General features: G+C 69.5%; 19 protein-coding genes. 10 read left to right on the top strand and 9 right to left on the bottom strand.

What is annotated here, in order from left to right; all coding sequences use genetic code 11:
- Nucleotides 1-73: 73 nt before the first annotated feature.
- Nucleotides 74-949, bottom strand: a complete 876-nt coding sequence (locus BO221_RS30240) for a patatin-like phospholipase family protein (RefSeq protein ID WP_083681562.1) — start codon at nt 947-949, stop codon at nt 74-76.
- 107 nt (nt 950-1,056) lie between these two features.
- Between BO221_RS30240 and BO221_RS30235 the strand changes: the two genes are divergently transcribed.
- The 4 genes from BO221_RS30235 (at nt 1,057) to BO221_RS30220 (ending at nt 8,184) form a co-directional block, all read left to right on the top strand.
- Entirely contained in the window at nt 1,057-1,953 is an 897-nt protein-coding gene (locus BO221_RS30235; protein ID WP_073564254.1) for a metalloregulator ArsR/SmtB family transcription factor, read from the top strand.
- The gene (gene metH / locus BO221_RS30230; protein WP_073564252.1) at nt 1,950-5,465 is read left to right on the top strand and encodes a methionine synthase; all 3,516 of its coding nucleotides are present in this window, start codon (nt 1,950-1,952) and stop codon (nt 5,463-5,465) included. The genes BO221_RS30235 and metH overlap by 4 nt, the downstream gene beginning before the upstream one ends.
- Before the next feature lie 170 nt (nt 5,466-5,635).
- Entirely contained in the window at nt 5,636-6,646 is a 1,011-nt protein-coding gene (locus BO221_RS30225) for a terpene synthase family protein (RefSeq protein WP_073564250.1), read from the top strand.
- The gene (locus BO221_RS30220) at nt 6,646-8,184 is read left to right on the top strand and encodes a prenyltransferase/squalene oxidase repeat-containing protein (protein ID WP_073564248.1); all 1,539 of its coding nucleotides are present in this window, start codon (nt 6,646-6,648) and stop codon (nt 8,182-8,184) included. The genes BO221_RS30225 and BO221_RS30220 overlap by 1 nt, the downstream gene beginning before the upstream one ends.
- A 63-nt stretch (nt 8,185-8,247) precedes the next feature.
- On the opposite strand, the gene BO221_RS30215 is transcribed toward BO221_RS30220, so the two are convergent.
- Both BO221_RS30215 and BO221_RS30210 read right to left on the bottom strand, forming a co-directional pair.
- Nucleotides 8,248-9,657, bottom strand: coding sequence for a cytochrome P450 (locus BO221_RS30215; protein ID WP_073564246.1), 1,410 nt, complete (start codon nt 9,655-9,657; stop codon nt 8,248-8,250).
- A gap of 96 nt (nt 9,658-9,753) precedes the next feature.
- Nucleotides 9,754-10,605 (bottom strand): YwqG family protein, encoded by an 852-nt coding sequence (locus BO221_RS30210; protein WP_073564244.1) that lies wholly within the window; start codon nt 10,603-10,605, stop codon nt 9,754-9,756.
- A 51-nt stretch (nt 10,606-10,656) separates the two neighbouring features.
- On the opposite strand from BO221_RS30210, the gene BO221_RS30205 reads away from it, so the two are divergent.
- Both BO221_RS30205 and BO221_RS30200 read left to right on the top strand, forming a co-directional pair.
- Nucleotides 10,657-11,574, top strand: coding sequence for an alpha/beta fold hydrolase (locus BO221_RS30205; protein ID WP_073564242.1), 918 nt, complete (start codon nt 10,657-10,659; stop codon nt 11,572-11,574).
- 15 nt (nt 11,575-11,589) lie between these two features.
- Nucleotides 11,590-12,681, top strand: coding sequence for a hypothetical protein (locus BO221_RS30200; RefSeq protein WP_073564240.1), 1,092 nt, complete (start codon nt 11,590-11,592; stop codon nt 12,679-12,681).
- A gap of 121 nt (nt 12,682-12,802) precedes the next feature.
- On the opposite strand, the gene BO221_RS30195 is transcribed toward BO221_RS30200, so the two are convergent.
- The 3 genes from BO221_RS30195 to BO221_RS30185 form a co-directional block, all read right to left on the bottom strand.
- Entirely contained in the window at nt 12,803-13,018 is a 216-nt protein-coding gene (locus tag BO221_RS30195) for a DUF2934 domain-containing protein (protein ID WP_073564238.1), read from the bottom strand.
- A gap of 137 nt (nt 13,019-13,155) precedes the next feature.
- Nucleotides 13,156-14,286: an A/G-specific adenine glycosylase gene (gene mutY, locus BO221_RS30190; RefSeq protein ID WP_073564236.1), complete on the bottom strand. Its 1,131-nt coding sequence runs from the start codon at nt 14,284-14,286 to the stop codon at nt 13,156-13,158.
- Between the two features lie 13 nt (nt 14,287-14,299).
- Nucleotides 14,300-15,109: an SDR family oxidoreductase gene (locus BO221_RS30185; RefSeq protein ID WP_073564234.1), complete on the bottom strand. Its 810-nt coding sequence runs from the start codon at nt 15,107-15,109 to the stop codon at nt 14,300-14,302.
- A gap of 115 nt (nt 15,110-15,224) precedes the next feature.
- On the opposite strand from BO221_RS30185, the gene BO221_RS30180 reads away from it, so the two are divergent.
- The 3 genes from BO221_RS30180 (at nt 15,225) to BO221_RS55545 (ending at nt 18,052) form a co-directional block, all read left to right on the top strand.
- Nucleotides 15,225-16,178, top strand: a complete 954-nt coding sequence (locus BO221_RS30180) for a PD-(D/E)XK nuclease family protein (RefSeq protein ID WP_073564232.1) — start codon at nt 15,225-15,227, stop codon at nt 16,176-16,178.
- A gap of 110 nt (nt 16,179-16,288) precedes the next feature.
- Nucleotides 16,289-16,600 (top strand): hypothetical protein, encoded by a 312-nt coding sequence (locus tag BO221_RS30175; protein WP_073564230.1) that lies wholly within the window; start codon nt 16,289-16,291, stop codon nt 16,598-16,600.
- Between the two features lie 165 nt (nt 16,601-16,765).
- Nucleotides 16,766-18,052, top strand: coding sequence for a zinc finger protein (locus BO221_RS55545; protein WP_083681560.1), 1,287 nt, complete (start codon nt 16,766-16,768; stop codon nt 18,050-18,052).
- A 7-nt stretch (nt 18,053-18,059) separates the two neighbouring features.
- Here BO221_RS55545 and BO221_RS30160 read toward each other — a convergent pair whose 3' ends face one another.
- Genes BO221_RS30160 through BO221_RS30150 form a run of 3 tightly spaced genes read right to left on the bottom strand, consistent with a single transcriptional unit; the run spans nt 18,060 to nt 20,363 of the window.
- Nucleotides 18,060-18,638, bottom strand: a complete 579-nt coding sequence (locus BO221_RS30160) for a DUF1349 domain-containing protein (protein WP_073564229.1) — start codon at nt 18,636-18,638, stop codon at nt 18,060-18,062.
- A 32-nt stretch (nt 18,639-18,670) separates the two neighbouring features.
- A complete protein-coding gene (locus tag BO221_RS30155; protein ID WP_073564227.1) occupies nt 18,671-19,537 on the bottom strand; it encodes a ThiF family adenylyltransferase in 867 nt (288 codons plus the stop codon).
- A 34-nt stretch (nt 19,538-19,571) separates the two neighbouring features.
- Nucleotides 19,572-20,363 (bottom strand): TatD family hydrolase, encoded by a 792-nt coding sequence (locus tag BO221_RS30150; protein WP_073564226.1) that lies wholly within the window; start codon nt 20,361-20,363, stop codon nt 19,572-19,574.
- Between the two features lie 130 nt (nt 20,364-20,493).
- Here BO221_RS30150 and BO221_RS30145 point away from each other — a divergent pair, with 130 nt between their 5' ends.
- Nucleotides 20,494-21,978: a PD40 domain-containing protein gene (locus BO221_RS30145; RefSeq protein ID WP_073564224.1), complete on the top strand. Its 1,485-nt coding sequence runs from the start codon at nt 20,494-20,496 to the stop codon at nt 21,976-21,978.
- The last annotated feature ends 3 nt before the right edge of the window (nt 21,979-21,981 follow it).

Here is a 21,981-nt window from a genome sequence, read left to right as displayed (position 1 = left end):
GATGAATATTAGGTCAGATGACCTAATTGTCAACGCGCTGACGGGCTCGAGGCACGCCGGGCCTTGTTTCACCTCACGCCTGCTCGAAGGGCACGGGAGGCCGGGCGATGGCGCGCTCGGCGCTGAGCTTCGCCTGGTGCAGGGCGTCGAAGCCGCGCTCCATCTGTGACGGCGACACCGGCGGCAGGTTGGACACCACCACGTAGACAGGGACGTTGCGCTCCTTCAGCAGCGACAACTGCAACCGGAAGTGGTCCTGCCTCAGCGCCGCCGAGCCCGCGGCGATCCCCTGCGCGTACGCCATGGGGCCGCCCAGCATCTTGCGCGTCCGGCTCGGCAGGTAGTGCACGAGGATGGCGTCCAGGTCCTTCCCGAAGGCGCTGTCCCGCATCGCCAGCGCGGGCGCCTTGTCCACCAGGCCCCCGTCCCAATACAGGTCCCGTCCCAACCGCACCGCGCGGAACAGGCCCGGGTAGGCGCACGTCGCGTGCACCCTCGGCGCCAGCTCGCCCGTGGTGAACACCTCGTGCGTGCCCTGCGTGAGGTTGGCGCTCACCAGCAGCAGCGGGTGCGGCAGCTCCTCGAAGCCGTGCACCGGCAGCGTGTCCTCCAGCAGCCGGCGGAAGCGCTCGCCCTTGAGCAGGCCCGTGGCCCCGTGGCCCTCGCTCGGAAACCCGTTGAGCACCGCTCCGATCGGATCCGGATCCCAGAACGCCTGCCGCGTCTGCTTGAGGACCAGCTCCTCGATGGTCTGCACGCTCGCCCCCGCGGCGGCATACGCGGCCACCAGGCCCCCGGCGCTCGTCCCGGCATACGCGGAGGGCTTCAACCCCGTGGCCGCCAGCCCCTTGAGGAAGCCGGCATGTCCATAGAAGCCGAAGTACCCGGCGGAGAGGACGAGTCCGAAACGTTTGCCTTCGAGAAGCTGGTTCAGGGTGGGGGCGGCCATATGGGGGCCGTCTCTAGACGACGCTTCCCCACATGGCAACGCGTCGCGTCGCCCCCACGAACTTCCCTGGCCTTCCGCGTCGCATCGACGTATGTTGATTCACCGATATGGAAGAGCTGTCCCAATCCTTCCGGGCCCTGGGTGACCCGACACGCTTGCGCATCCTGCGGCTCATGGCGCGGGCTCCGCTGAACGTGTCGGAGTTGGTGTCCCTGGTGGGGGTGGCGCAGTCCTCGGTGTCCCACCACCTGGGCAAGCTCAAGGGGCTCGGGCTCATCCGCGAGGAGCGGCAAGCGGGCTTCACCTACTACTCGCTCGCGCTGGAGCCCCAGGACGCGCGCTGGCCCCTCATCCGTCTGGCCCGCGAGGCCGCCGATGAGGAAGGAGACCTGGCCCGCCTGGAGGACCTCCTGCGCCAGCGCGAGGACCGGCAGGCCCTCAACGAGCGGCTGCTGGAGCCCGGCCAGTCCTGGTTCCTGTGGGCGGGGGCGCTGGCCTCGCTGCTGCCGGCGCTGGACGTGGCGGACTTCGGGTGCGGCACGGGGGTGCTCTCGGTGGCCATCGCCCGGTGGGCCTCGCGGGTGTGGGCCATCGACCAGAGCGAGGCCGCGCTGGCCAAGGCCCGCGAGCGCGCCGCCCGCGAGGGCCGCACCAACATCAGCTTCCTGCGCGAGGATCTGCACCGGCTGTCGCTGCCCCCGGGCCAGCGCGACCTGGTGGTCATCTCCCAGAGCCTCCACCACATGGAGTCCCCGCCGGCGGTGTTGTCGGAGGCCGCTCGTATCCTCAAGCCCGGGGGCAAGCTGGTGTTGTTGGAGTTGATGCCCCACGACGAGCGGTGGGTGCTGGAGCGGTTGGGTCACCGGCACCTCGGCTTCGCGCCAGAGACGCTCGAGGCTTCCCTGCGCGAGGTGGGCTTTGGCGCCCTCACGCGCGAAACGCATGCACGCGAGGGGGCGAGTCCCTTCCGCGTCTTCCTCCTTACCGGAGTCAAACAGTCATGAGCAGCCATCTTCCCGCCCCCCTTCCTCCTCCTCCGGGGCAGCACGGCCGCCGCGTGGAGGCCCTGCGGGCCGCCCTGCGCGAGCGCGTGCTGGTGCTGGATGGCGCCATGGGCACGCTCCTGCAGAACCAGAACCTCAAGGCCGCGGACTTCGGCGGCGCCGAGTACGAGGGCTGCAACGAGAACCTCGTCCTCACCCGGCCGGACGTCATCCAGGGCATCCACGCCACCTACTTCGCCGCGGGCGCGGACGTGACGGAGACGGACAGCTTCGGCGGCACGCCGGTGGTGCTGGGCGAGTTCGGCCTGTCGCACAAGGCGATGGAGATCAACATCGCCGCCTCGAAGCTGGCGCTCCAGGCCGCCGAGGCCGCCGAGGCGAAGGACGGGCGGATGCGCTGGGTGGCGGGCTCCATCGGCCCCACCACCAAGGCCATCAGCGTGACGGGTGGCATCACCTTCGAGGAGCTGGTGGACAACTTCGCCGTGCAGGCGGAGGGGCTCGCGCTGGGCGGCTCGGACTACCTGCTCATTGAAACGTGCCAGGACACGCGCAACGTGAAGGCGGCGCTGCTCGGGTGCGAGCGGGCCTTCCGCAAGATGGGGTGGAAGCTGCCGGTGGCGGTGTCCGGCACCATCGAGCCCATGGGCACCATGCTGGCCGGCCAGTCCGTGGAGGCGCTGGCGGTCTCGCTGGAGCACGTGGAGTTGCTCTACCTGGGCCTCAACTGCGCCACCGGCCCCGAGTTCATGACGGACCACATCCGCTCGCTGGCCGCCACGAGTCCCTTCGCCGTGTCGTGCGTGCCCAACGCGGGCCTGCCGGACGAGAACGGGCACTACCTGGAGTCGCCCGAGATGCTGGCGCGCTCGCTGCGCCGCTTCTGTGACCAGGGCTGGCTCAACGTGGTGGGAGGCTGTTGTGGCACGCACACCGGCCACGTGAAGGCCATCGCCGAGGCGGTGAAGGGCCTCACGCCCCGCCGCCAGATCCCGCCGCCGCGCTCCACGCTCTCCGGCGTGGACTTCCTGGAGATCCGTAACGAGGAGCGCCCCGTCATCGTCGGCGAGCGCACCAACGTCATCGGCAGCAAGAAGTTCAAGGAGCTCATCGTCGCGGGGCAGCTCGAGGACGCCTCGGAGATCGCCCGGGCCCAGGTGAAGCGGGGCGCGCAGGTCATCGACATCTGCCTGGCCAACCCGGACCGGGACGAGCTCGAGGACATGCGCCGCTTCCTGGAGGTGGTCGTCAAGAAGGTGCGCGTGCCCCTGATGATCGACTCCACGGACGAGCGCGTGCTCGCCATGTCGCTCACGTACTCGCAGGGCAAGGCCATCATCAACTCCGTCAACCTGGAGGATGGCGAGGAGCGCTTCGAGAAGGTGGTGCCGCTGGCGCGCGAGTTCGGCGCGGCGCTGGTGGTGGGCTGCATCGACGAGCAGGGCATGGCCGTCACCCGCCAGCGCAAGCTGGAGGTGGCCGAGCGCTCCTTCGCGCTGCTCACCGGCAAGTACGGCATGAAGGCGGAGGACCTGTACTTCGATCCGCTCGTCTTCCCGTGCGCCTCGGGCGACGCGCAGTACACGGGCAGCGCGGTGGAGACCATCGAGGGCGTGCGCCTCATCAAGCAGCGCTTCCCCCAGTGCAAGACGGTGCTGGGCATCTCCAACGTGTCCTTCGGCCTGCCCACCGCCGGCCGCGAGGTGCTCAACTCGGTGTTCCTCTACCACTGCGTCCAAGCGGGCCTGGACATGGCGCTCGTCAACTCGGAGAAGCTCGAGCGCTACCCGTCGCTGCCTCCCGAGGAGCGCCAGCTGTCCGAGGACCTGCTCTACAACCGGGGTGCGGACCCCATCACGCCCTTCGCCGCGCACTTCCGCGAGCGCAAGCCGAAGAAGGCGGACGTGAGCACGCTGCCGCTGGAGGAGCGGCTGCAGCGCTACATCATCGAGGGCAGCCGTGACGGCCTCCACGCGGACCTGGATCTGGCGCTGGAGAAGTACGCCCCGCTGGAGATCATCAACGGCCCGCTGATGAAGGGCATGGACGAGGTGGGCCGGCTCTTCGGCGCCAACGAGCTGATTGTCGCCGAGGTGCTCCAGAGCGCCGAGTCGATGAAGGCCGCGGTGAGCTACCTGGAGCCGAGGATGAGCAAGGCCCAGGCGGCCAGCCGCGGGAAGATCGTGCTCGCCACGGTGAAGGGCGACGTGCACGACATCGGCAAGAACCTGGTGGAGATCATCCTCGCCAACAACGGCTTCCAGGTGGTGAACCTGGGCATCAAGGTGCCGCCCGAGCAGCTCGTGCAGGCGGTGCGCGAGCACGGCCCGGACATCCTCGGTCTGAGCGGCCTGCTGGTGAAGAGCGCGCACCAGATGGTGGCCACGGCGGAGGACCTCAAGCGCCAGGGCGTGGACGTGCCCATCCTGGTGGGCGGCGCCGCGCTGAGCCGCAACTTCGTGGACCGCAACATCGCCCCGGCCTACGGGGGCGGCACGGTGGCGTACGCCCAGGACGCCATGAGCGGCCTGGAGCTGGCCAAGCAGATCGTCGACCCGACGGCCCACGAGAAGCTCAAGGGCGAGCTGGCCGAGCGCCGCACGAAGCTGGCGCAGCAGGACAAGGACCGGCCCAAGGCCACCGCTCCCGTGGTGGCCGCGCGCAGCAAGGAGGTCTCCATCCTGGAGCAGGTGCCGCCCGCGCCGGACTACACGCGGCACGTGCTGACGAACACCCCGCTGGACACCATCTGGCGCTTCATCAACCCGGTGATGCTCTACGGGCGCCACCTGGGTCTGCGCACGGCCTCGCGCGCGCTGGGCACCCCCGCAGAGGCCGAGCTGGCCAAGACGGAGGAGGGCCGCAAGGCGCTCGCGCTCAAGGAGCAGGTGGAGCTCATCAAGGGCTCGCTGCGCGGCGGGCGCATGCAGGCCAAGGCCGTGTTCCGCTTCTTCAAGGTGGGCGGCGAGGGCAACCGCCTCCACCTCTTCGACGGTGAGACGGGGCAGCCGTCCGTGGTCTTCGAGCTGCCGCGCCAGGAGAAGCCGGACGGGCTGTGCCTGGCCGACTTCGTCCAGCCGCTGGAGAACGGCGCGCCCCGCGACAACCTGGCCATGTTCGTCGTGACGGCCGGCCAGGGCATCCGCGAGCTGAGCGAGGAGTACAAGGCCAAGGGCGAGTTCCTGAAGATGCACGCCGTGCAGGCGCTCGCGCTGGAGACGGCCGAGGCCTACGCCGAGATGCTCCACACCCAGCTGCGCAGCATGTGGGGCTTTCCGGACAAGCCGGACATGACGATGCTCGAGCGCTTCCGCGCCGAGTACCAGGGCAAGCGCTACTCCTTCGGCTATCCCGCCTGCCCCCGCCTCGAGGACCAGACGCTCCTCTTCCAGGCTCTGCGCCCCGAGGACATCGGCGTCCAGCTCACCGACGGCTGCATGATGGAGCCCGAGGCCAGCGTCTCCGCCCTCGTCTTCCACCACCCCCAGGCACACTACTTCTCAGTGTCGTGAGATGGTTGACGCCGGAGTAGGATTGATGGGGGTATGAAGCCCACATTTTAACACCTGGGTCAGTTTTGTCCCAGTGGTGGGTCATCCGCGATACTCGACTTGTGAAATCATGGTAGAAGTCCATTCCCACTGGTAGCACGGTGGGGCGGATTGCCTCATCCTGGAGGCCCATGAGCACACGCAGTTCGGAAGGCCGTCATTTCGGAGTCGTTCGGGAGCTGAAGAACCAGTACGCCGAGGCTCAGTCCCCGGGTATTCCGAAGGAGCACCTGGAGCGCATTCAGGCGCGGGTGAAGGAGTTGTTGCCGTCGCTGATGGCCTGGCGGGAGCGCTTCCCGGCCGTCATGGCCTCGCGGCTCAAACCCGCCACGTTGGGTAGTGTGGCGGGGCACCCGGATGTCACGATCGAGCAACACCTGCTCATCGCCAAGGCGGGGCTCCTGGTGTTCGCCGTGGATGACATCGCGGACGGGGAGATCGGCTCGCTGGACGACGCGGAGATGCAGCGCGTGCTCGAGCGCTACGTGGAGACGGTGCGCGCTCCGGACTCCCAGGAGTGGGCGGGGACGGACGAGGCCAGCGTCGTGGGCGGCGCGGTGCAGGACGTGGCGAGGCAGTTGCACGCGGCTCCGGGCGCGGGGCGCTTCCTGGCGCTGTGGCAGGAGCACTTCCGGCGCATGTGCTCCGGTCACCTGACGGAGCTGCACGACAAGCGCCGCCACCAGCGCGAGGGCGCGCTGCCCACGCTGGAGCACTACCTGGACGTGTCGCGGTGGACGTGTGGCGCGCCCATGTACCACAGCGCGGCGCTCGTGGTGCTCGGGCCGGACTTCGCGGCGGATCCCCTCCAGGAGCCACTCGTCGAGCAGGCCCTGTCGGACATGGCGCTGCTGGGCCGGTGGATGAATGACGTGCGCAGCCTGGAGCGCGAGCGCGCCGAGGGGAAGGTCAACAGCCTGACCCTGCTGTGCGCGGCGGGCATGTCCGAGGCGGAGGCCGAGCGCGAGGCGGTGAAGCGCTCCGGCGAGCACCTCGCATCGCTCGCGGACGTCGCCGGACGGCTCCCCGAGCCGCTGCGTCCCTGGGGAAGGACGCTGGTGGCGACGGGCCACTTCAGCCGGATGTTCTACATGCAGCGCGAGTTCCACCACCCCGAGTCCAGCTCGTCCGAAGAGGTCTGATGAAACGCATCCAGGATGTCTTGTTGGCGGAGCTGCACTCGCTGGTGTCTTCCCTGGGCGCGAAGGGCGGGCTGATGAGCCCTTCCGTCTACGACACGGCGCAGATACTGCTGACGCTGCCTCCCGCGGAGGGCGGCTGGTCCGCGGTGGAGTGGCTGTTGTCCCAGCAGCACCCGGACGGGGGTTGGGGAGACCCGGCCATGCCGTTGCACCGGGACATTCCCACCCTGGCCGCCGTCCTCGCGCTGCGCGAGTACGGGCGCCGCCAGGGAACCCGCGCCGCCATCCAGGAGGGCGTGTCCTTCCTGCGCAAACAGGCGGCGCTGTGGGCCACCATGGCCAAGGATGACCTGCCCGTGGGTGGGGAGATCGTCCTGCCCGGCCTGCTCAACCAGCTCGACGCGGCCGGGGAGATGCACATCCCCCGCAGGCCCTACGGCAAGTTGATGGAGTTCGGCGAGCGCAAGCGTCAGTCCGTCGCGAAGCTGCCGAAGGTGCAGGGCATGCCCTGGAACCATGTCTGGGAGATCACCGGCACCGAGCCCGAGCCGTGGCTCATCGACGCCTCGGGAGGCCTCAGCCACAGCCCGGCGGCGACGGCGGCGTGGGTGAAGGCCGCCTCGGGCCGGCCGGAGCTGGAGGAGACCGCGCAGCGCGCCCGCAGGTACCTGGCCAACGCCGAGCGCGCGTGCGAGATGGGGATTCCCGGCGTCACCTCCACCATCTACCCGTTCGATCGCTACGAGCAGCTCTTCTCGCTCTACGCTCTGCAGATCGCCGGCGTGCTCAAGGATCCGCGCCTCGAGGGCGTGGTGATGCCCGTCGTCCGGGAGCTGGCCACGGCCCTGGGCCCCAAGGGCATCGCCATGAGTGACCACTTCCTGCAGGACGGGGACAACACGGCGGCGGCCGTGCTGCTCCTGCACGAGTTCGGTCTCCCGGTGGACCTGTCCATCCTCTACCGCTTCCAGAAGGACGATCACTTCGTCGCCTACGCGGGGGAGATGCATCCCTCGCCCACGGTGACGGCCCGCTGCATCCACGCCCTGATGGTGATGGGCCGGGACGTGGCGCCCTTCCAGCGCTTCCTGCTGGATCGCCAGGACGCGGATGGGCGCTGGACGGTGGACAAGTGGAACCGCTCCTGGCTGTACACGACGGGCCACGCGGCCATCGCGCTCGTCGGCTCCCCGCACGTGGAGGCGCTGCGCGAGGCCGTCGAGGCCGTGCTCGTGTGCCAGAACCGCGACGGCGGCTGGAGCACCAATGGCCCCACCAACCTGACGGAGACGGCCTACGCGGTGCTGATGCTCGCCTACCTGGAGCGTCAGGGCGTCACCCACCAGGGCATCACCCTGGCGCTGGACCGGGCCTTCGCGTGGATGTTGCAGAACTACCGGCCCTTCGCGCGCCCCGAGACCAAGGTGAAGTGCTGGATCGCCAAGGAGCTGTACCGCGTGGACCGCATCGACACCATCTTCGAGCTGGCCGCGATGCTGATGCTCGACCAGCGCAAGTCGAAGGAGCGCGGCACCTGAGGCCGGCGGGGCACTCGCGGGGCACTCCAGGCGGGTGCCCCGGGCCTCGTCCCGGGTGGTGCTCTACGCCACCCGGCTCACGGGGGCGTCCTTGCGGTGCTCCACCCGCATCTTCAGGTGCGAGGGGCGCAGCGTCACCGTGAGCACCTCGGGGGCCAGCTCTTCGCTGTCCACCAGGGTGACGTCCAGCCGCTGCACCATGGTCGCGACGATGAGCTGCTTCTCCATCAGGGCGAAGTGGTTGCCGATGCAGGTGTGCGGGCCCGCGCCGAAGGGGAAGTACGCGTAGCGCGGCAGCTGCTTCTCGCGCTCCGGCTGGAAGCGGTCGGGATCGAAGCGCTCCGGATCCGGGAAGAACTTCTCATCGCGGTGGATGATGTAGGGCGGCATGAGGACCATCTGCCCCTTGGGAAGACGGTACCCCGCGACCTCCAGGTCCTTCGTGGGCGCGCGGGCGAGCATGAAGATGACGGGGTAGAGCCGCAGCGACTCCTTGATGACCTGGAGCGTGTAGCGCAGGTGGGGCAGGTCCTCGAAGGCCGGCGGGCGTCCGCCCAGCACGGTGTCCACCTCCTGGCGCACGCGGGCGAGCACCTCGGGATGGCGCGCCAGCAGGTACCACGTCCACCCCAGCGAGAGCGCGGTCGACTCATGCCCGGAGTAGATGGTCATGAGATCGTCGTGGAGCTGATCCTCGCCGATGGGCTGGCCCTCCTCGTCGCGCACCCGCACGAGCGAGGACAGCATGTCCTTGCGCTGCGCATGGTCCACGCGCCGCTGGCGGATCATCTCGCGGAAGGTCGTGTCGATGGTGCGCAGGGCCTCGCGGACGCGCTTGTTGCGCGGCGTCGGCCAGGAGAGGGGAATCCGCACGAGGCTCGAGGTGAGGTACTCGATGTGCTCCAGGGCCTGTCCCATGGCGCCGAGCAGCTCGTTCGTCTCGTGGCGGTAGTCCACGTCGAAGAGCGTCTTGCCGATGATGCGCATCGTCAGGCGGGCCATCTCGTCGTGGACGTCGAACGTCTGTCCGTCGCGCCAGCCGTCGATGGCATCCAGGGTGTAGCGCACCATGGTCTGCGTGAAGTGGGCGAGCTGCTCGCGCTGGAAGCTCGGTGCCAGCAGCTTGCGCTGCTTGCGGTGCTGGGGCCCGTGGAGCAGCACGAGGCTGCTCTCGCCCACGAGCGGGGTGAAGGTCTTCACCAGGGGCCCGCCATCCACGTCGTTGGCGTGGCCGTGCAGGAGCGTGTGCGCGATGCTCCCGGAGGTGACGACGTGGGTGGAGACCGGACCAAGGCGGATGGTGCCGATCTCCCCGCAGGTCTCCTTGAGGTCCCGGAACAGCTTCAGCCGCTGGTGCCGGAACTCGGAGAGGTTCCCCTGGAGGAAGCCGCCCGGAAACCGGGGGATGGGCCTGGTGTTGTTGGTGGTGAGGGGGGTGAGCTCGGGGACGGGGGCAGGGGCAGGAGCTTCCATAAGTCCGGTCCTACACCGTGACCCATGGAGTCGCCAAGACAACGACGCTGGATTTTTCCAGGAGTAAACCGCCTTCCTGGGTAGAGCCGCCGGACCTTACCTGCATTGCAGGCCTAGCCAGGCTCGGTCGAACCGGCAGGCGCGTAGATCCTGCTCGCGGATGAGGAGGTAGAGGTTGCCCGCGTCCCCCCAGGTGAAGCCGGTCTGGTCATCCGAGCCGATCTGCCACAGCAGTCGCCAGGAGGAGGCACCGGGCTCGAGCTTGCGCGCCTCGGGGGAGCCGTAGCCGCGCGAGCCGCCGCAATACAGCCCATGGGAGACGAGCTGGGCCTCCAGGCGGGCGTCGTTCTGTATCCACCAGGGATGGCCCTCCACCTGGTGGGCGTGCTCGCCGCCGGTGAGCCGCTCGCGCAGCACGGCGTAGTCATCCGCCTGCTCCTGGCCCCATTCGTCCGCGGGCAGGGGCGCGCGGCTGTCCCCCGGGTCCGGCAGGCAGACGCCGAGCCGGGGCTCCAACCGCAGGGGCAGATCGAAGGCCATGCCGGCGTCCTCCAATTCCCGGGGGGGCGCGAGGGGCACGGCCTCGTCGCGGCTCGGTGTCCACAGGAGCTTCCAGTACTGGCTGTCCTTGGGGTCGTTCCCCCAGCGTTGCTCCTGGGCGTCGTAGAAGAGAGCGAGGACGCCGTCCTTGGGCAGGTGGGGCAGGGCCTCGCCCCGGCACGCGGCGAGCTCGGCGAAATCGAGCTGGCCCACGAAGACGAGCAGCCCGCGAGGCGAGCGGGGCCACTGCGTGCCCGGTGGGACGAGCGGGTGTCCTCCGTAGCGGCACCCGGGCATGTCCGGGTCCTCCGCGTCCCGGGCGGAGAAGAGGAGGCAGGGCGCGGCGGCGGACTCGAGGCGCTCGTGCCAGGCGTGGAGTGAGGAGGGAAGGGGAGGGAGCTCGAGCATGGGCGCGGGAGGCTATCCGACCCGGAGCGGCTCCGTGGTAGGGAAGGGCTCATGCTCACGCGCACGCTCGACCTGGACGGACCCGTTCACTACATGGACTTCGGCGGCACCGGGCCGACGCTGGTGCTGGTGCACGGACTGGGGGGCTCGCACCTCAACTGGATGAAGGTGGGGGAGAAGCTGGCCCGGCGGGCGCGGGTGGTGGCGGTGGACCTGGTGGGCTTCGGCCTGACGCCGCCGGAGGGGCGCTCGGCGAGCGTGCACGCCAACCAGGTGCTGTTGGACCGGTTCATCCAGGCGGTGTCTCCGAACGAGCCGGTGATGCTGATGGGCAACTCCATGGGGGGCGCCATCTCGGTGCTGCAGGCGGCGCGGCGGCCCGAGCGGGTGTCCGGGCTGGTGCTGGTGAATCCCGCGCAGCCCCGGGCGGAGGACACGAAGATGGATCGGAAGGTGCTGGCCCTGTTCGCGCTCTACGCGATTCCGGGCGTGGGGGAGTTCTTCGTGAAGCGGCGCGCGGCGCGTTTCGGGCCGGAGAAGCTGGCGCGGGGAATGCTCAGGCTGTGCTGCCAGGATCTGAATCGCTTCCCGGAGGGCGTGGTGCAGGCTCACGTGGACTTCGCCCGCGAGCGGCACGAGCGGATGCCCTGGAGCCATGACACCTTCGTGGAGGCGGCGCGCTCACTGGTGAAGCTGCTGCTGCGCAAGAAGCAGTTCCGGGAGATGGAGAAGGGCATCCGGGTGCCCACGCTGCTGGTGCAGGGCTCGGCGGATCGGCTGGTGCCGGTGGCGAACTCCCGGGAGCTGGCGCGGGTGCGGCCGGACTGGACGTATGTGGAGTACCAGGGGGTTGGCCACACGCCGATGATGGAGATTCCGGACGAGTTCATCGCGACTGTGGAAACGTGGATGGATGGGCCGGGCCGGGGGGCGCTGGGCAATGGAGAGCGGGTGGCGCGGGCTTCCTGAGTTAGAGTCGGGAGCATGAGCGCGCCGAACATCCGCCGGGCCATCCAGCTGCTCCCCACGTGTGCCACCACGGGCATCGGGAGTCTTCCGCACACGCAGCTCGAGATGGGCCTGCAGGCCGCGCTCGCGCTGGACATTCCCTTCCTGCCGCAGCTGCCGGTGGGGAGGCCCGCGGAGTTCATGATTCCGCAGGCGCTCGAGGGGTTGCCGGGCCTGAGGTGGGACGACGAGGGCATGTGCACGGTGGACCTGGGGGCGTGGGAGGCGGGGCGGGCGGACTTCCTGGCGCGGCTGGAGGCGGCGCTGTCCTCTGGGGCGCTGGAGGCCTTCGAGCCCTCGCTGGACAACTGCCGGGCGTGGAGACCGTTCCTCTGGGAGGTGGAGAACCGGAAGCTGGCGTTCGTGAAGGCGCAGCTGGCGGGGCCCTTCACGGTGCGGTCGGTGGCGCGCACGAGCGAGGGGCACGCGACGCTGGACGTGCCGGGGCTGGACGAGGCCATCTTCCGGCTGGTGCTGGCGCGTTCGCTGGGGATGGTGAAGGCACTGAGGCGGGCGGGGACGACGCCGCTCTTCTTCCTGGACGAGCCGGGCCTGTACGCCTTCGAGCGCTCCAACCCGAGGCACCTGCTGGCGATGCAGGAGCTGCGGCTGCTGGTGGTGGCGCTGCAGCGCGAGGGGGCGCTGGTGGGGGTGCACTGCTGTGGCAACACGGACTGGGCGAACCTGCTGGACGTGGGGCTGGACGTGCTGTCGCTGGACGTGAGGCTGTCGCTGGACGCGGTGCTGGAGGAGTCGGGAGCGTTCTCGCGCTTCCTGGAGTCGGGGGCGACGCTGAGCCTGGGCATCATCCCCACGGACCTGGCGTCGACCTACGCGGTGGACGAACTGGTGGACGCGGTGGAGGTATCGCTGAAGGCGGCGTTGCCGCCGGGACACGGTTTCGAGCGGGTGGGCTCTCAGGTGTTGCTGACGCCAGCGTGCGGTCTGGCGATGCGCACGGTGGTGGACGCGGAGCGGGTCCTCGAGCAACTCAAAGTCGCCCAGCGCCGGCTCCGAGAGGCACTGTCATCCGAGCAGTCCACCCCGAGGTCCCCGTACGCCAGCTGAGCCCCCACCCCTCTCCCCCCGGGAGAGGGAAAGGGTGAGGGTATCTCGCATCCCGGGTTGAATCGGTGGCAAGCCCCCTCTCCCTTTGGGAGAGGGCAGGGGGTGAGGGTCTGCGCGGAACTCAGCGTCCGAGCTTCAACTCGCGCTCGGCCTGTGCCCAATCCTGCTCGTGCTGACCGTGATCGCCGCCGCGAGCGAGGAAGAGCTCATAGGCGCGCCGGGCGATCTGCTCTTGGGTGGGGCCGTTGCGGTGGGAGGCCGAGGCATTGCGAGCCGGGGTCTCCGGCATCCGCTGGGTCGGAGCATTGTGGGACGTCTTGGAGTGCGTACGTGCCATGCGGGGCTCTCCTCGGAGGCAAAGGAAGACTGCGGCCCGCAGCATCGGCACGGGGCCGAGGGAGGGAAATTGTCCCCGTGAGCCGCCGTTGTCGGAGAGACACGGCGGAGCGGGACCTGTCCTCTAGCGGACGCTCCTCAGTCGCGAAGAGCACCGGCGGTGACAGCGGCCTCGAGCGCCTTGTGCATGGCGGTGCTCATGCCGAGCGAGGAGGCCTCGCCGGGGGTGCACCAGCGCAGCTCCTGGAAGGCGGGGGCGCGGGTGGGGTGCTGGCGTCCCGTGACGCGCAGCAGCCGGAGCGAGAGGGCGCGGTGGGTGAGCTGCCGGCGCACGGTGCCGAGGTGCCCCCGCACACTGACCTCCGCGCCGAGCGCCTCGGCGAGCTTCACGGCGGAGTCGGGGTCGGACGTGTCGTCCGCGACCTCGGCGGCGGGCAGCTCCCAGAGTCCGCCGAACAACCCCTTCTCGGAGCGCCGGGCGAGCAGCAGCCGGCCCTCATGGGCCCAGACGGCGACGGCGAGCGTCATGCGCTTGGGGGCGGCGCGCACCTTGGCGGGAGGCAACTCATCCACGCGTCCATGACGGTACGCGAGACATTGCTCGCGCACGGGGCACAGGAGACACAGGGGATTCTCCGGGCGGCACACGGTGGCGCCGTGCTCCATGAGGGCCTGATTGAAGTCACCGGGCCGCTCGCCGGGGACGAGCGCGGTGGCGAGCTCCCACAACCGGGCCTCGCGGGCCTTGTCTCCGGGGATGCCCTCGATCTCGAAGATGCGCGAGAGGACGCGGGCCACGTTGCCATCCACGAGGGGGGCGGGCTCACCGAAGGCGATGGAGGCCACGGCCCCTGCGGTGTAGCGGCCGAAGCCGGGGAGGGTGAGCAGCTCGGCGGCGGTGGAGGGGAGTCTGCCGCCGAAGCGGGACACGATCTCCTGTGCGGCGCGGTGCAGGTTGCGAGCGCGCGAGTAGTAGCCGAGCCCGCGCCACCCGGCGAGCACGTCCGGCAGGGGCGCGGCGGCGAGCGCCTCCACGGTGGGGAATCGCTGGAGGAAGCGCTCCCAGTAGGGGATGACGGTGGCCACCTGCGTCTGCTGCAGCATGACCTCGCTGAGCCAGATGGCGTAGGGGTCGCGGGTGCGGCGCCAGGGGAGGTCGCGTTTCTGCCGGTCGTACCAGGCGAGCAATCCATCGCGGATGGACTCACGGCGCGTGGGCTCGACGAGGGACGCGGGGGAGGACGCCTTGCTCTTGCGCTGGGGGCTCATGTGCGCGGAAGGCTCACGGCGCCTTGGCGGGGTTGATGATGCGGCGGGCCACGCGGTCGAAGAGGGCGGGGACCCAGCGGTTGGCGAGCACCATGACGCGGCCGGGCAGCGTGAGCACCGTCTCGCGGCGCTTGCGGCGGCTGGCGCGCACCATGGCGGAGGCCACGGTGGCGGAGCTCATCGCGTTCAAGGGGATGGCGTCCTGCTTCCAGCCCTCGGCGTTGAGGCGGGCATCGCGGAACTCCGTCTCGGTGAGGCCGGGGGAGACGAGCAGCACGGAGATGCCCTCGGCGGCGAGCTCGGCGCGCAGGGACTCGGTGAGGAGGTTCACCGCGGCCTTGGAGGCGCCGTAGCCACCGAGCAGGGGCAGACCGCGGTGGCCGAGCACGGAGCTGACGTTGATGACCTGGGAGCCGGGAGCGCGCTTGCGCAGCAGGGGCAGGGCGGCGCGGGTGACGCGCACGAGGCCGAAGAAGTTGATGTCGAAGACCTGGCGCAACTGCGCCTCGCTGAAGCCCTCGACGGGGCCGTAGAGCCCGAGGCCGGCGTTGTTGACGAGGATGTCGAGCCCGCCGAACGCGGCCTCCGTCTCGCGCATGAGACGGTGTACCTCCTCCTCCACGGTGACATCGCAGCGGATGGGGAGGGCCCGCACGCCGAGTGCTTCCACTTCACGCGCGGCGTCCTGGAGTTGGGACTCGCGGCGGGCGGCGAGGACGATGTGGGCGCCTTGGGAGGCGTAGGCGGAGGCGGCGGCGCGGCCGATGCCGCTGGAGGCGCCGGTGATGAGGACGACCTTGCCCTGGAAGTCTCTGGTGGCCATGAGGCGGGGCACCTTAGCGGCTGGCGGGAGCGGGAAAAGGACCTGCTGGGGAGTGCCTGCACGTCTGTCCCTCTTTCGACTTCAGCGAGCCACCGTCTAGGATGCGCGGCCTCCCATGCGGCGCACTTCCTTCGCCAACGATTTCTCCTGGTCCAAGAGCCGTCACGAGAAGCTCCAGGAATGCCTGAGGGCCTACTACTTCTACTACTACCGCTCCTGGGGCGGCTGGGAGTCGGGGGCGCCGAAGGAGGTGCGGGAGCTGTACGTGCTCAAGAAGCTGGGCAACCGCTACGCGTGGGCGGGCAGCATCGTGCATGACGCCATCAAGGACGCGCTGCTGGACATCCGGGCGGGGCGTGCGGTGGAGCCGGAGAAGGTGGAGGCGAGGGCGCGCAAGCTGATGCAGGACGACTTCCGCTATTCGCGGGGCAAGTCGTACTGGACGCAGAAGTACCGCAAGACGTTCTCGGGGCTGGTGGAGCACGAGTACGACGAGCCCGTCGCGGACGAGGCGTGGAAGCAGAACTGGGAGACGGTGCGCTCGGCGCTGGCGTGGTTCTTCGGCTCGCGCTGGCTGGAGTTGGCGCGGGGGCTGAAGCCGGCGCAGTGGCTGGAGGTGGACGCGGGGGCGGACTTCTCCACCTTCACGATGGACGGGGTGAAGGTGTTCGCGATTCCGGACTTCGCGTACGTGGACGCGGACGGCTCTCCGGTGGTGGTGGACTGGAAGACGGGGAAGGTGCGCGAGGGGTACGACGAGCAGGTGCTGGGATACGCGCTGTACGTGTCGCAGCGCTACCGGCTGCCGATGGAGAAGGTGCGTGCGTCGCTGGTGTACCTGAACGACGGGGTGGAGCATCAGGTGCAGGTGGACGCGGACGCGGTGGAGGGCTTCAAGGCCCGGTTCGCGCAGAGCGTGGCGCGGATGCGCGAGCTGCTGGCGGACCCGGCCAGCAACACGCCGAAGGACGAGTCCGCCTTCCCGCAGACGGAGAACCTGTCGTCGTGCACACGTTGCGCGTTCCGCCGCCCGTGTGGACGCGAGGCCGCTGCCGCGAAGGTGGCCTGAGTCTTCATGAGCCGGGCGGTGTCCACCGACCGATACGCGGAGCGTCTCTCCTGGGATGCTGCGGGTTTCCAGGCGGCTCGAAACCTATGAGGCGGCAGGCATTATGGGGAGTGGCTGGGGCGCTCCTCTTCCTGGTGGTGGATTTCCTCGCCCTGCCCCTGCTGTTGGGCGGACTCTCGAACATCGCGAGCTACGTCTTCTACGCGCCCGGGACGTTGGGGGAGCGGCTGCTCGTCTACGGGCGGGATGAGCTGGGGTGGTCCATCCCTCCCGGCGGCCTGAGCCCATTGCCCAGCGAGTGGAGTGCGTTCCTGATCTATTTCAATCTGGCCTGTTACGCGGCCCTGGGCTTCTTCTTCGGATGGATGCTGGGTGGCCGCTCCAGAAAGAAGGCCCAGGGCAGGGAGGTGGTCGGCTCTTGACTTGACACTCCGAAGGACGAGTCCGCCTTCCCGCAGACGGAGAACCTGTCGTCGTGCACGCGCTGCGCCTTCCGCCGCCCGTGTGGGCGCGAGGCCGCTGCCGCGAAGGTTGCCTGAGCCTTCGCGCGGGTACACGCCGTTCCTGGAGGGGATAGAGTCCGGGGCATGACGAGTACCACGCGCATCATCGAGGGGACGTGGAACTGCAGCAGCTGTGAGGCGAAGGGCATTCTGGCGAGACATCGCCGCTGCCCCACTTGCGGCAACCCTCGCGAGGAAACGGGGGGGGAGTCGCGGTTCGACTTCGGCCCCACGGACGCGGCGACCGGCCGTTCCTTGCGCGAATCCGTCACCGACCCGGGGCTGCTGAAAGCGGCGGCGGCGGGAGTGGACTGGACGTGTGGACACTGCGGCGCCACCAACCGGGGAGACGCGCCACGCTGCGGAAACTGCCGGGCCGAGCGCGCGAGTGGCGGGCGGACCCAGGCCAAGGAGGAGCGGGGCGACTGGGTCTGCGGCGTGTGCGGGAAGAGCAACGGGGGCCAGTCGGAAACCTGCGGCAGGTGCGACGAGGCGGCTCCTGGCATCAACACCCTTTTTCCGAGGGCCAGGCCCCTGTCGGCGTTCTGGCGGCGCCTGCCGGTGGCGAACCCGCTGGCGCTGAGGACTCGTGTGCAGCAGTCGATTCCCCTGCTGGTGCTGCTTGGGTTGGTGGGCCTGATCGTGGGACCGTTCGTCTGGAGCTTCCAGGAGCGCGAGGTGAAGGGGGAGGTGGAGGCGATGGAGTGGAAGCGCCTGGTGCGCCGGGAGACCTTCGAGAAGGTGACGCGGCGGGGATGGAGGGACGAGTTGAAGCCGGCGTCGGCCCGGATGCCCGTGAACGGGCGCGGAGAGGTCGCGGGAGTGGAAGCCGTGCGCGATTGCGAGCAGCTTCAGCGGGGCTCGCGAAGGGTGGAGGACGGGTACGAGACGAAATGTGAGGACCGGGCCGGCTCGTCGGTGGTGTGCGGGTCGACCAGGAGGTGCTCTCGCGTGGACATGGGCAACGGCTTCGCGAAGGAGACATGCAGCGACAGTCCGAAGTACTGCTCGAAGACGGAGAGGGTCTGCGAGCGGGTGAAGCGCTACCGCGAGGAGCCCATCTACGCGGAGCAGTGCGGTTACGACACGTGGGTGTGGAAGCAGGTGGATCAGCTCGAGGCGAAGGGCCGGGACGACACGCCTCGCTGGCCGGAGGGGAACCTGGTCGCGGGGCCGCTGGACCGGGTGCATCGGCTGGCGGCCTACTCCGCGCGCATCCGGTACAGCAAGGGAGGCGAGTCGCGTGACTACGAGTACCAGCTCCCGAACGAGGCGAGATTCCACGCGATGCGCAAGGGCCAGTCCGTCACCCTCCAGGTACGGAACGATGGCGCGGTGTTGGGCGTGCTCCAGAAGGGGTCCCGGGACTGAGCCGGGATCATTCAGGGGAATGCAATTCGCGGCTGATCGCTGGGCCGACCTGGAAGTCGCGGAAGGTGGCGACGAAGCCGCTGCGCTGGGGTGAACAGGCCATGGGGCCGACGCTGGCCGGACGTCCGGGCGGAAGATACGCGAGCCGGAGCATCCGGAAGGCCGGGCCGCCGAGCGCATACTCCACGCGCACCGCGTCTCCATGGCGGCTCAACCGGAGCGTGACTTCATCCGGCGGTTGGGTGAGCGGAAGCACCGACCAGTCGGAGAACTCCCGCGTCACCACCACGCTGAGGTGTTGCACGCCATCGGTGTACTCGATGCCGGCCTTGATCCAGTGGCGCTCGTCCAGGCGGACCATCAACCCGGCCTGATCGTACAGCGCCCGGTACTCTCCCGAGAACCGGACGGAGGCGGTGAAATCTCCCTCCACCTCCTGGTGGAAGAAGTGCCCGCTGTCCCGGATGAAGCCGTAGTGGGTCTCGCGCCAGAAGTCCGTCTGGTCGCCCGTCTCGAGGGAGAGGTACCCCTCGCTGGCGTTCCAGCGCGGGGGAGGGTTGTGCCACTTCATGGAGGTTCGACTCATGGCTCAGCCTCCCACCTCGAGAAGGGAAAGGCTCAACGTCCCTGGGACAGGCGGCGCACCACGACACCGGCCGCGTTCATGCCGAACACGGAGGTGACGAAGGCCACGCTGCCGTCGATCTGGTTGCGGTGCTCGCAGCTGTGGAAGTCGTTGTCGTTGGGGCACACGCAGGAGAAGCCGTCGTCCGAGTCGTAGCGCAGGGACAGGGGCTGGCGCCGCTGCTCGATGGAGTAGACGGCGGTGATGCCCGTGGGCCGCTCGGTGGGCACGCCGTACTTGCGCTTGAGCAGCTTACGGATGTCCTTGGCGAAGGGATCCATGTGCGTCTCGCACAGGTCCTCCACGCGGATGGCGGTGGGATCCAGGCGGGCCGCGGCGCCCATGGAGCTCACCACCGGAATGCCCAGGCTGACGCACCGGTGCAGCATGTGCAGCTTGGCCTTCACGTTGTCGATGGCGTCCACCACGTAGTCGTAGCTGCCCGGGGCCAGCAACTGGTCGGCGAGCTCGTCGCGGTAGAACTCGCGCAGGCCCTCCACCTGGGCGTCGGGGTTGATCTCCTTGCAGCGCTGCGCCATCAGCTCCGCCTTGGGCTTGCCCACCGTCTTCGCGGTGGCGTGCAGCTGGCGGTTGCCGTTGGTGACGCACACGGTGTCGAAGTCCACCAGCGTCAGGTGGCCGATGCCGCTGCGCACCAGTCCCTCGGCGGCGTAGCTGCCCACGCCCCCCAGGCCGAACACGATCACCCGTGACTTCGCCAGCCGCTCCATCGCCGGGTCTCCGAGCAGACGGCCGGTGCGGTCGAAGCGCCGGTGCAGCTTGAAGGGCTTGGGCTCCGAGGGAGCGGGGGTGCCAGTGGCGGCGGGGACGGCTTCCGGGGGAGTGGGCTGCGGATTCATGAAGGGCCTCTATAGCGCGACCGCCTCCCTACCGCTAAGGCCGGGGAAAGGCTTCCCGGAACAGGCGGCGGGCGTTCTCGGTCGTCCGCTGGGCAAGCTCCTCCACCGGCTGCCCCAGCACCCGGGCCATGCCCTCGATGATGTGGGGCAGGTAGCCGGGCTCCGAGCGCTGTCCCCGGTGGGGCGTGGGCGCCTGGTCCGGGGCATCCGTCTCCACCATCAGCCGGTCCGGGGGGATGACGCGCAGGGCGTCCAGTGGCTTGCGTGCCTCGGCCCAGGTGACGGGGCCCGCGAAGGAGAAGTGGCAGCCCTTCTGGATGTAGAAGCGCGCCAGGTCCACGCCCCCGCCGTAGCTGTGCATGAGCACGCCGGCCTCGGGCAGGGGATCCTGCTTGAAGAGCTCGATGAGGGCGGGGTGTGCGCGGAAGCAGTGCATGAGCACGGGCAGGCCGTGCTTGCGCGCGAGCGCCAGGTGCCGCCGCAGCACCGCCACCTGCCGCTCCATGGGCGCGCCCGCCGCCGAGGGGCCGTCCAGCCCACACTCACCCACGGCGATGGCGCCGCCCTGGGAGAGCAGCGCATCCAGGCGCTCGAGGTGCGCTTCGTCCTCCTCGGGAGGGAGGTCCGGGAGCAGTTGGGGGTGGATGCCGAGTCCCACCTGGAGGCGCGGCTCGGCGCGGGACATGGCGAGCAGGGGTTCCCAATTGTCCGGTCCCACACCGGGGACGAGGATGCCGTGCAGTCCGGCGGCCCAGGCGCGGGCGAGCACCTCGTTCCGGTCCGGCTCGAAACGCGACGCGTCGAGATGGCAGTGGGTGTCAATCATCGGAAAGGTCCGGTGGCATTTCGTTCGTCCGTCGTTCAGCCCGAGACAGCCGCCGCGCTGTGGCTCTCCGGTTCAGTCCCCGAGGCCAGGGGGGCGAGCCTATACGCACGCGGCGGTTTCGGAGGGTCCTATGACCAAGCGTGTTGTCCTGGGTGCGCTCGTCAGCGCGCTGATGATGGTGGCGACGGGCTGTACGGAGGAGTGTGTCGATCAGATCGACTGCCTCAACGAGAAGGGTGAGCCGGGCGAAGGCAAGCGGTGGGTCTGCGTCGACAACAAGTGCCAGGAACAGGACATCACTCCCACGCCAGTCCCCGACGGGGGAACGCAGACGGACGCGGGCACGGATGCGGGGACGCAGACGGACGCGGGCACGGATGCGGGGACGGACGCCGGCACGGAGCCGGATGCGGGCACGATGACCGTGGGGAAGGACGGTCCCTGCACCGACTCCATCAACTGCATGGGAGGCCTGCGGTGCGAGGGCGCCACGGGCAGCAAGACCTGCCAGCCGCTGCACGTCGCGGTGACGGCTTCCGTGAACAGCGGGGCCGGTCCCATCGAGGCGGTGGCCGTCCGCGCGGAAGCGGGCGCCACGCCGTTCGAGCTCAGTGAGGCCGCGGGTGCCAGCCGCTTCCCGCGTTGGAACAAGGACGGCTCGGCCGTGGCCTTCGTGCAGGAGGAGACCGCGGGCAGCCCGGTGCTCGTCTCCCGGACGATTCCGCTCGCCACGGGGCAGAAGACCGACCTCACCACCGGCACGGCCGCCGGCACCGAGGACTTCCGACACATGGAGTGGGAGCCGTCGTCGCGCGTCGCCTGGACCAAGAAGACGGGCACGAGCGTCACGGGCATCTCCGTCCTCGCGCCCCCGAGCACCACCGTCGAGACGGCCAGCCCCAACGGGGGTTTCCCCTCGTGGAAGGACGACCAGACCCTCTTCTATAGCGCCGCGGGGTCTGGCCTGTTGTCGGTGACGCTCGGGGGGTCATCCTCGGATGTGAGCGGGAGCTCGGGCGGTGAGCAGCCCCGCTACAACCGGGTGACGGACTTCCTGCTCTTCCTCGCCAGCACCGGCTCGACCAACTTCGCGGATGGCTCGCAGTCCCTCTACAAGCTCCTCACCCTGCCCGCGGCGGGGGCGGCGAGCTCCAACGAGATCGCCACGGTGAGCACGCCGACGGCCGTGACGGGTGGTGAGCTCAAGTCCTTCATCACCGCCCACGACTGGGCGCCGGACGGCACGTACGTCACCTACGTGCGCGCGTTCTACTTCGACCCCGACGGGGATACGGACCCCTCCATCATCTGCGGCAACACGGGGGCCGAGGCCTGCGGGGCCCAGGCGGGACCCAACGTCTACCTGCAGCGCATCGATCCCACGACGGGCCAGGTGTCGGGGGCGCCCGTCCTCGTGTCGGAGAACGCCACCCTGCCTTCGGTCTCTCCGGATGGGCGCTACGTGGCCTACATCCAGGGCCAGCGCCTCTACGTGCGCGGCATCAACGCGGATGGCACCCTGAGCAGCGATCCGGCCACCGTGCTCACCCCGACGACCCTGAGGGTGCAGACGGGCCTCGGCAACGACCACCGCCCGCGCTGGCAGCCGCGGTAGTCC

Source organism: Archangium sp. Cb G35 (assembly GCF_001896145.1).
Lineage (GTDB): Bacteria > Myxococcota > Myxococcia > Myxococcales > Myxococcaceae > Archangium > Archangium violaceum.
The sequence above is the reverse complement of the archived record's forward strand: the minus strand, read 5'-3'. Positions and strand labels throughout refer to the sequence as shown.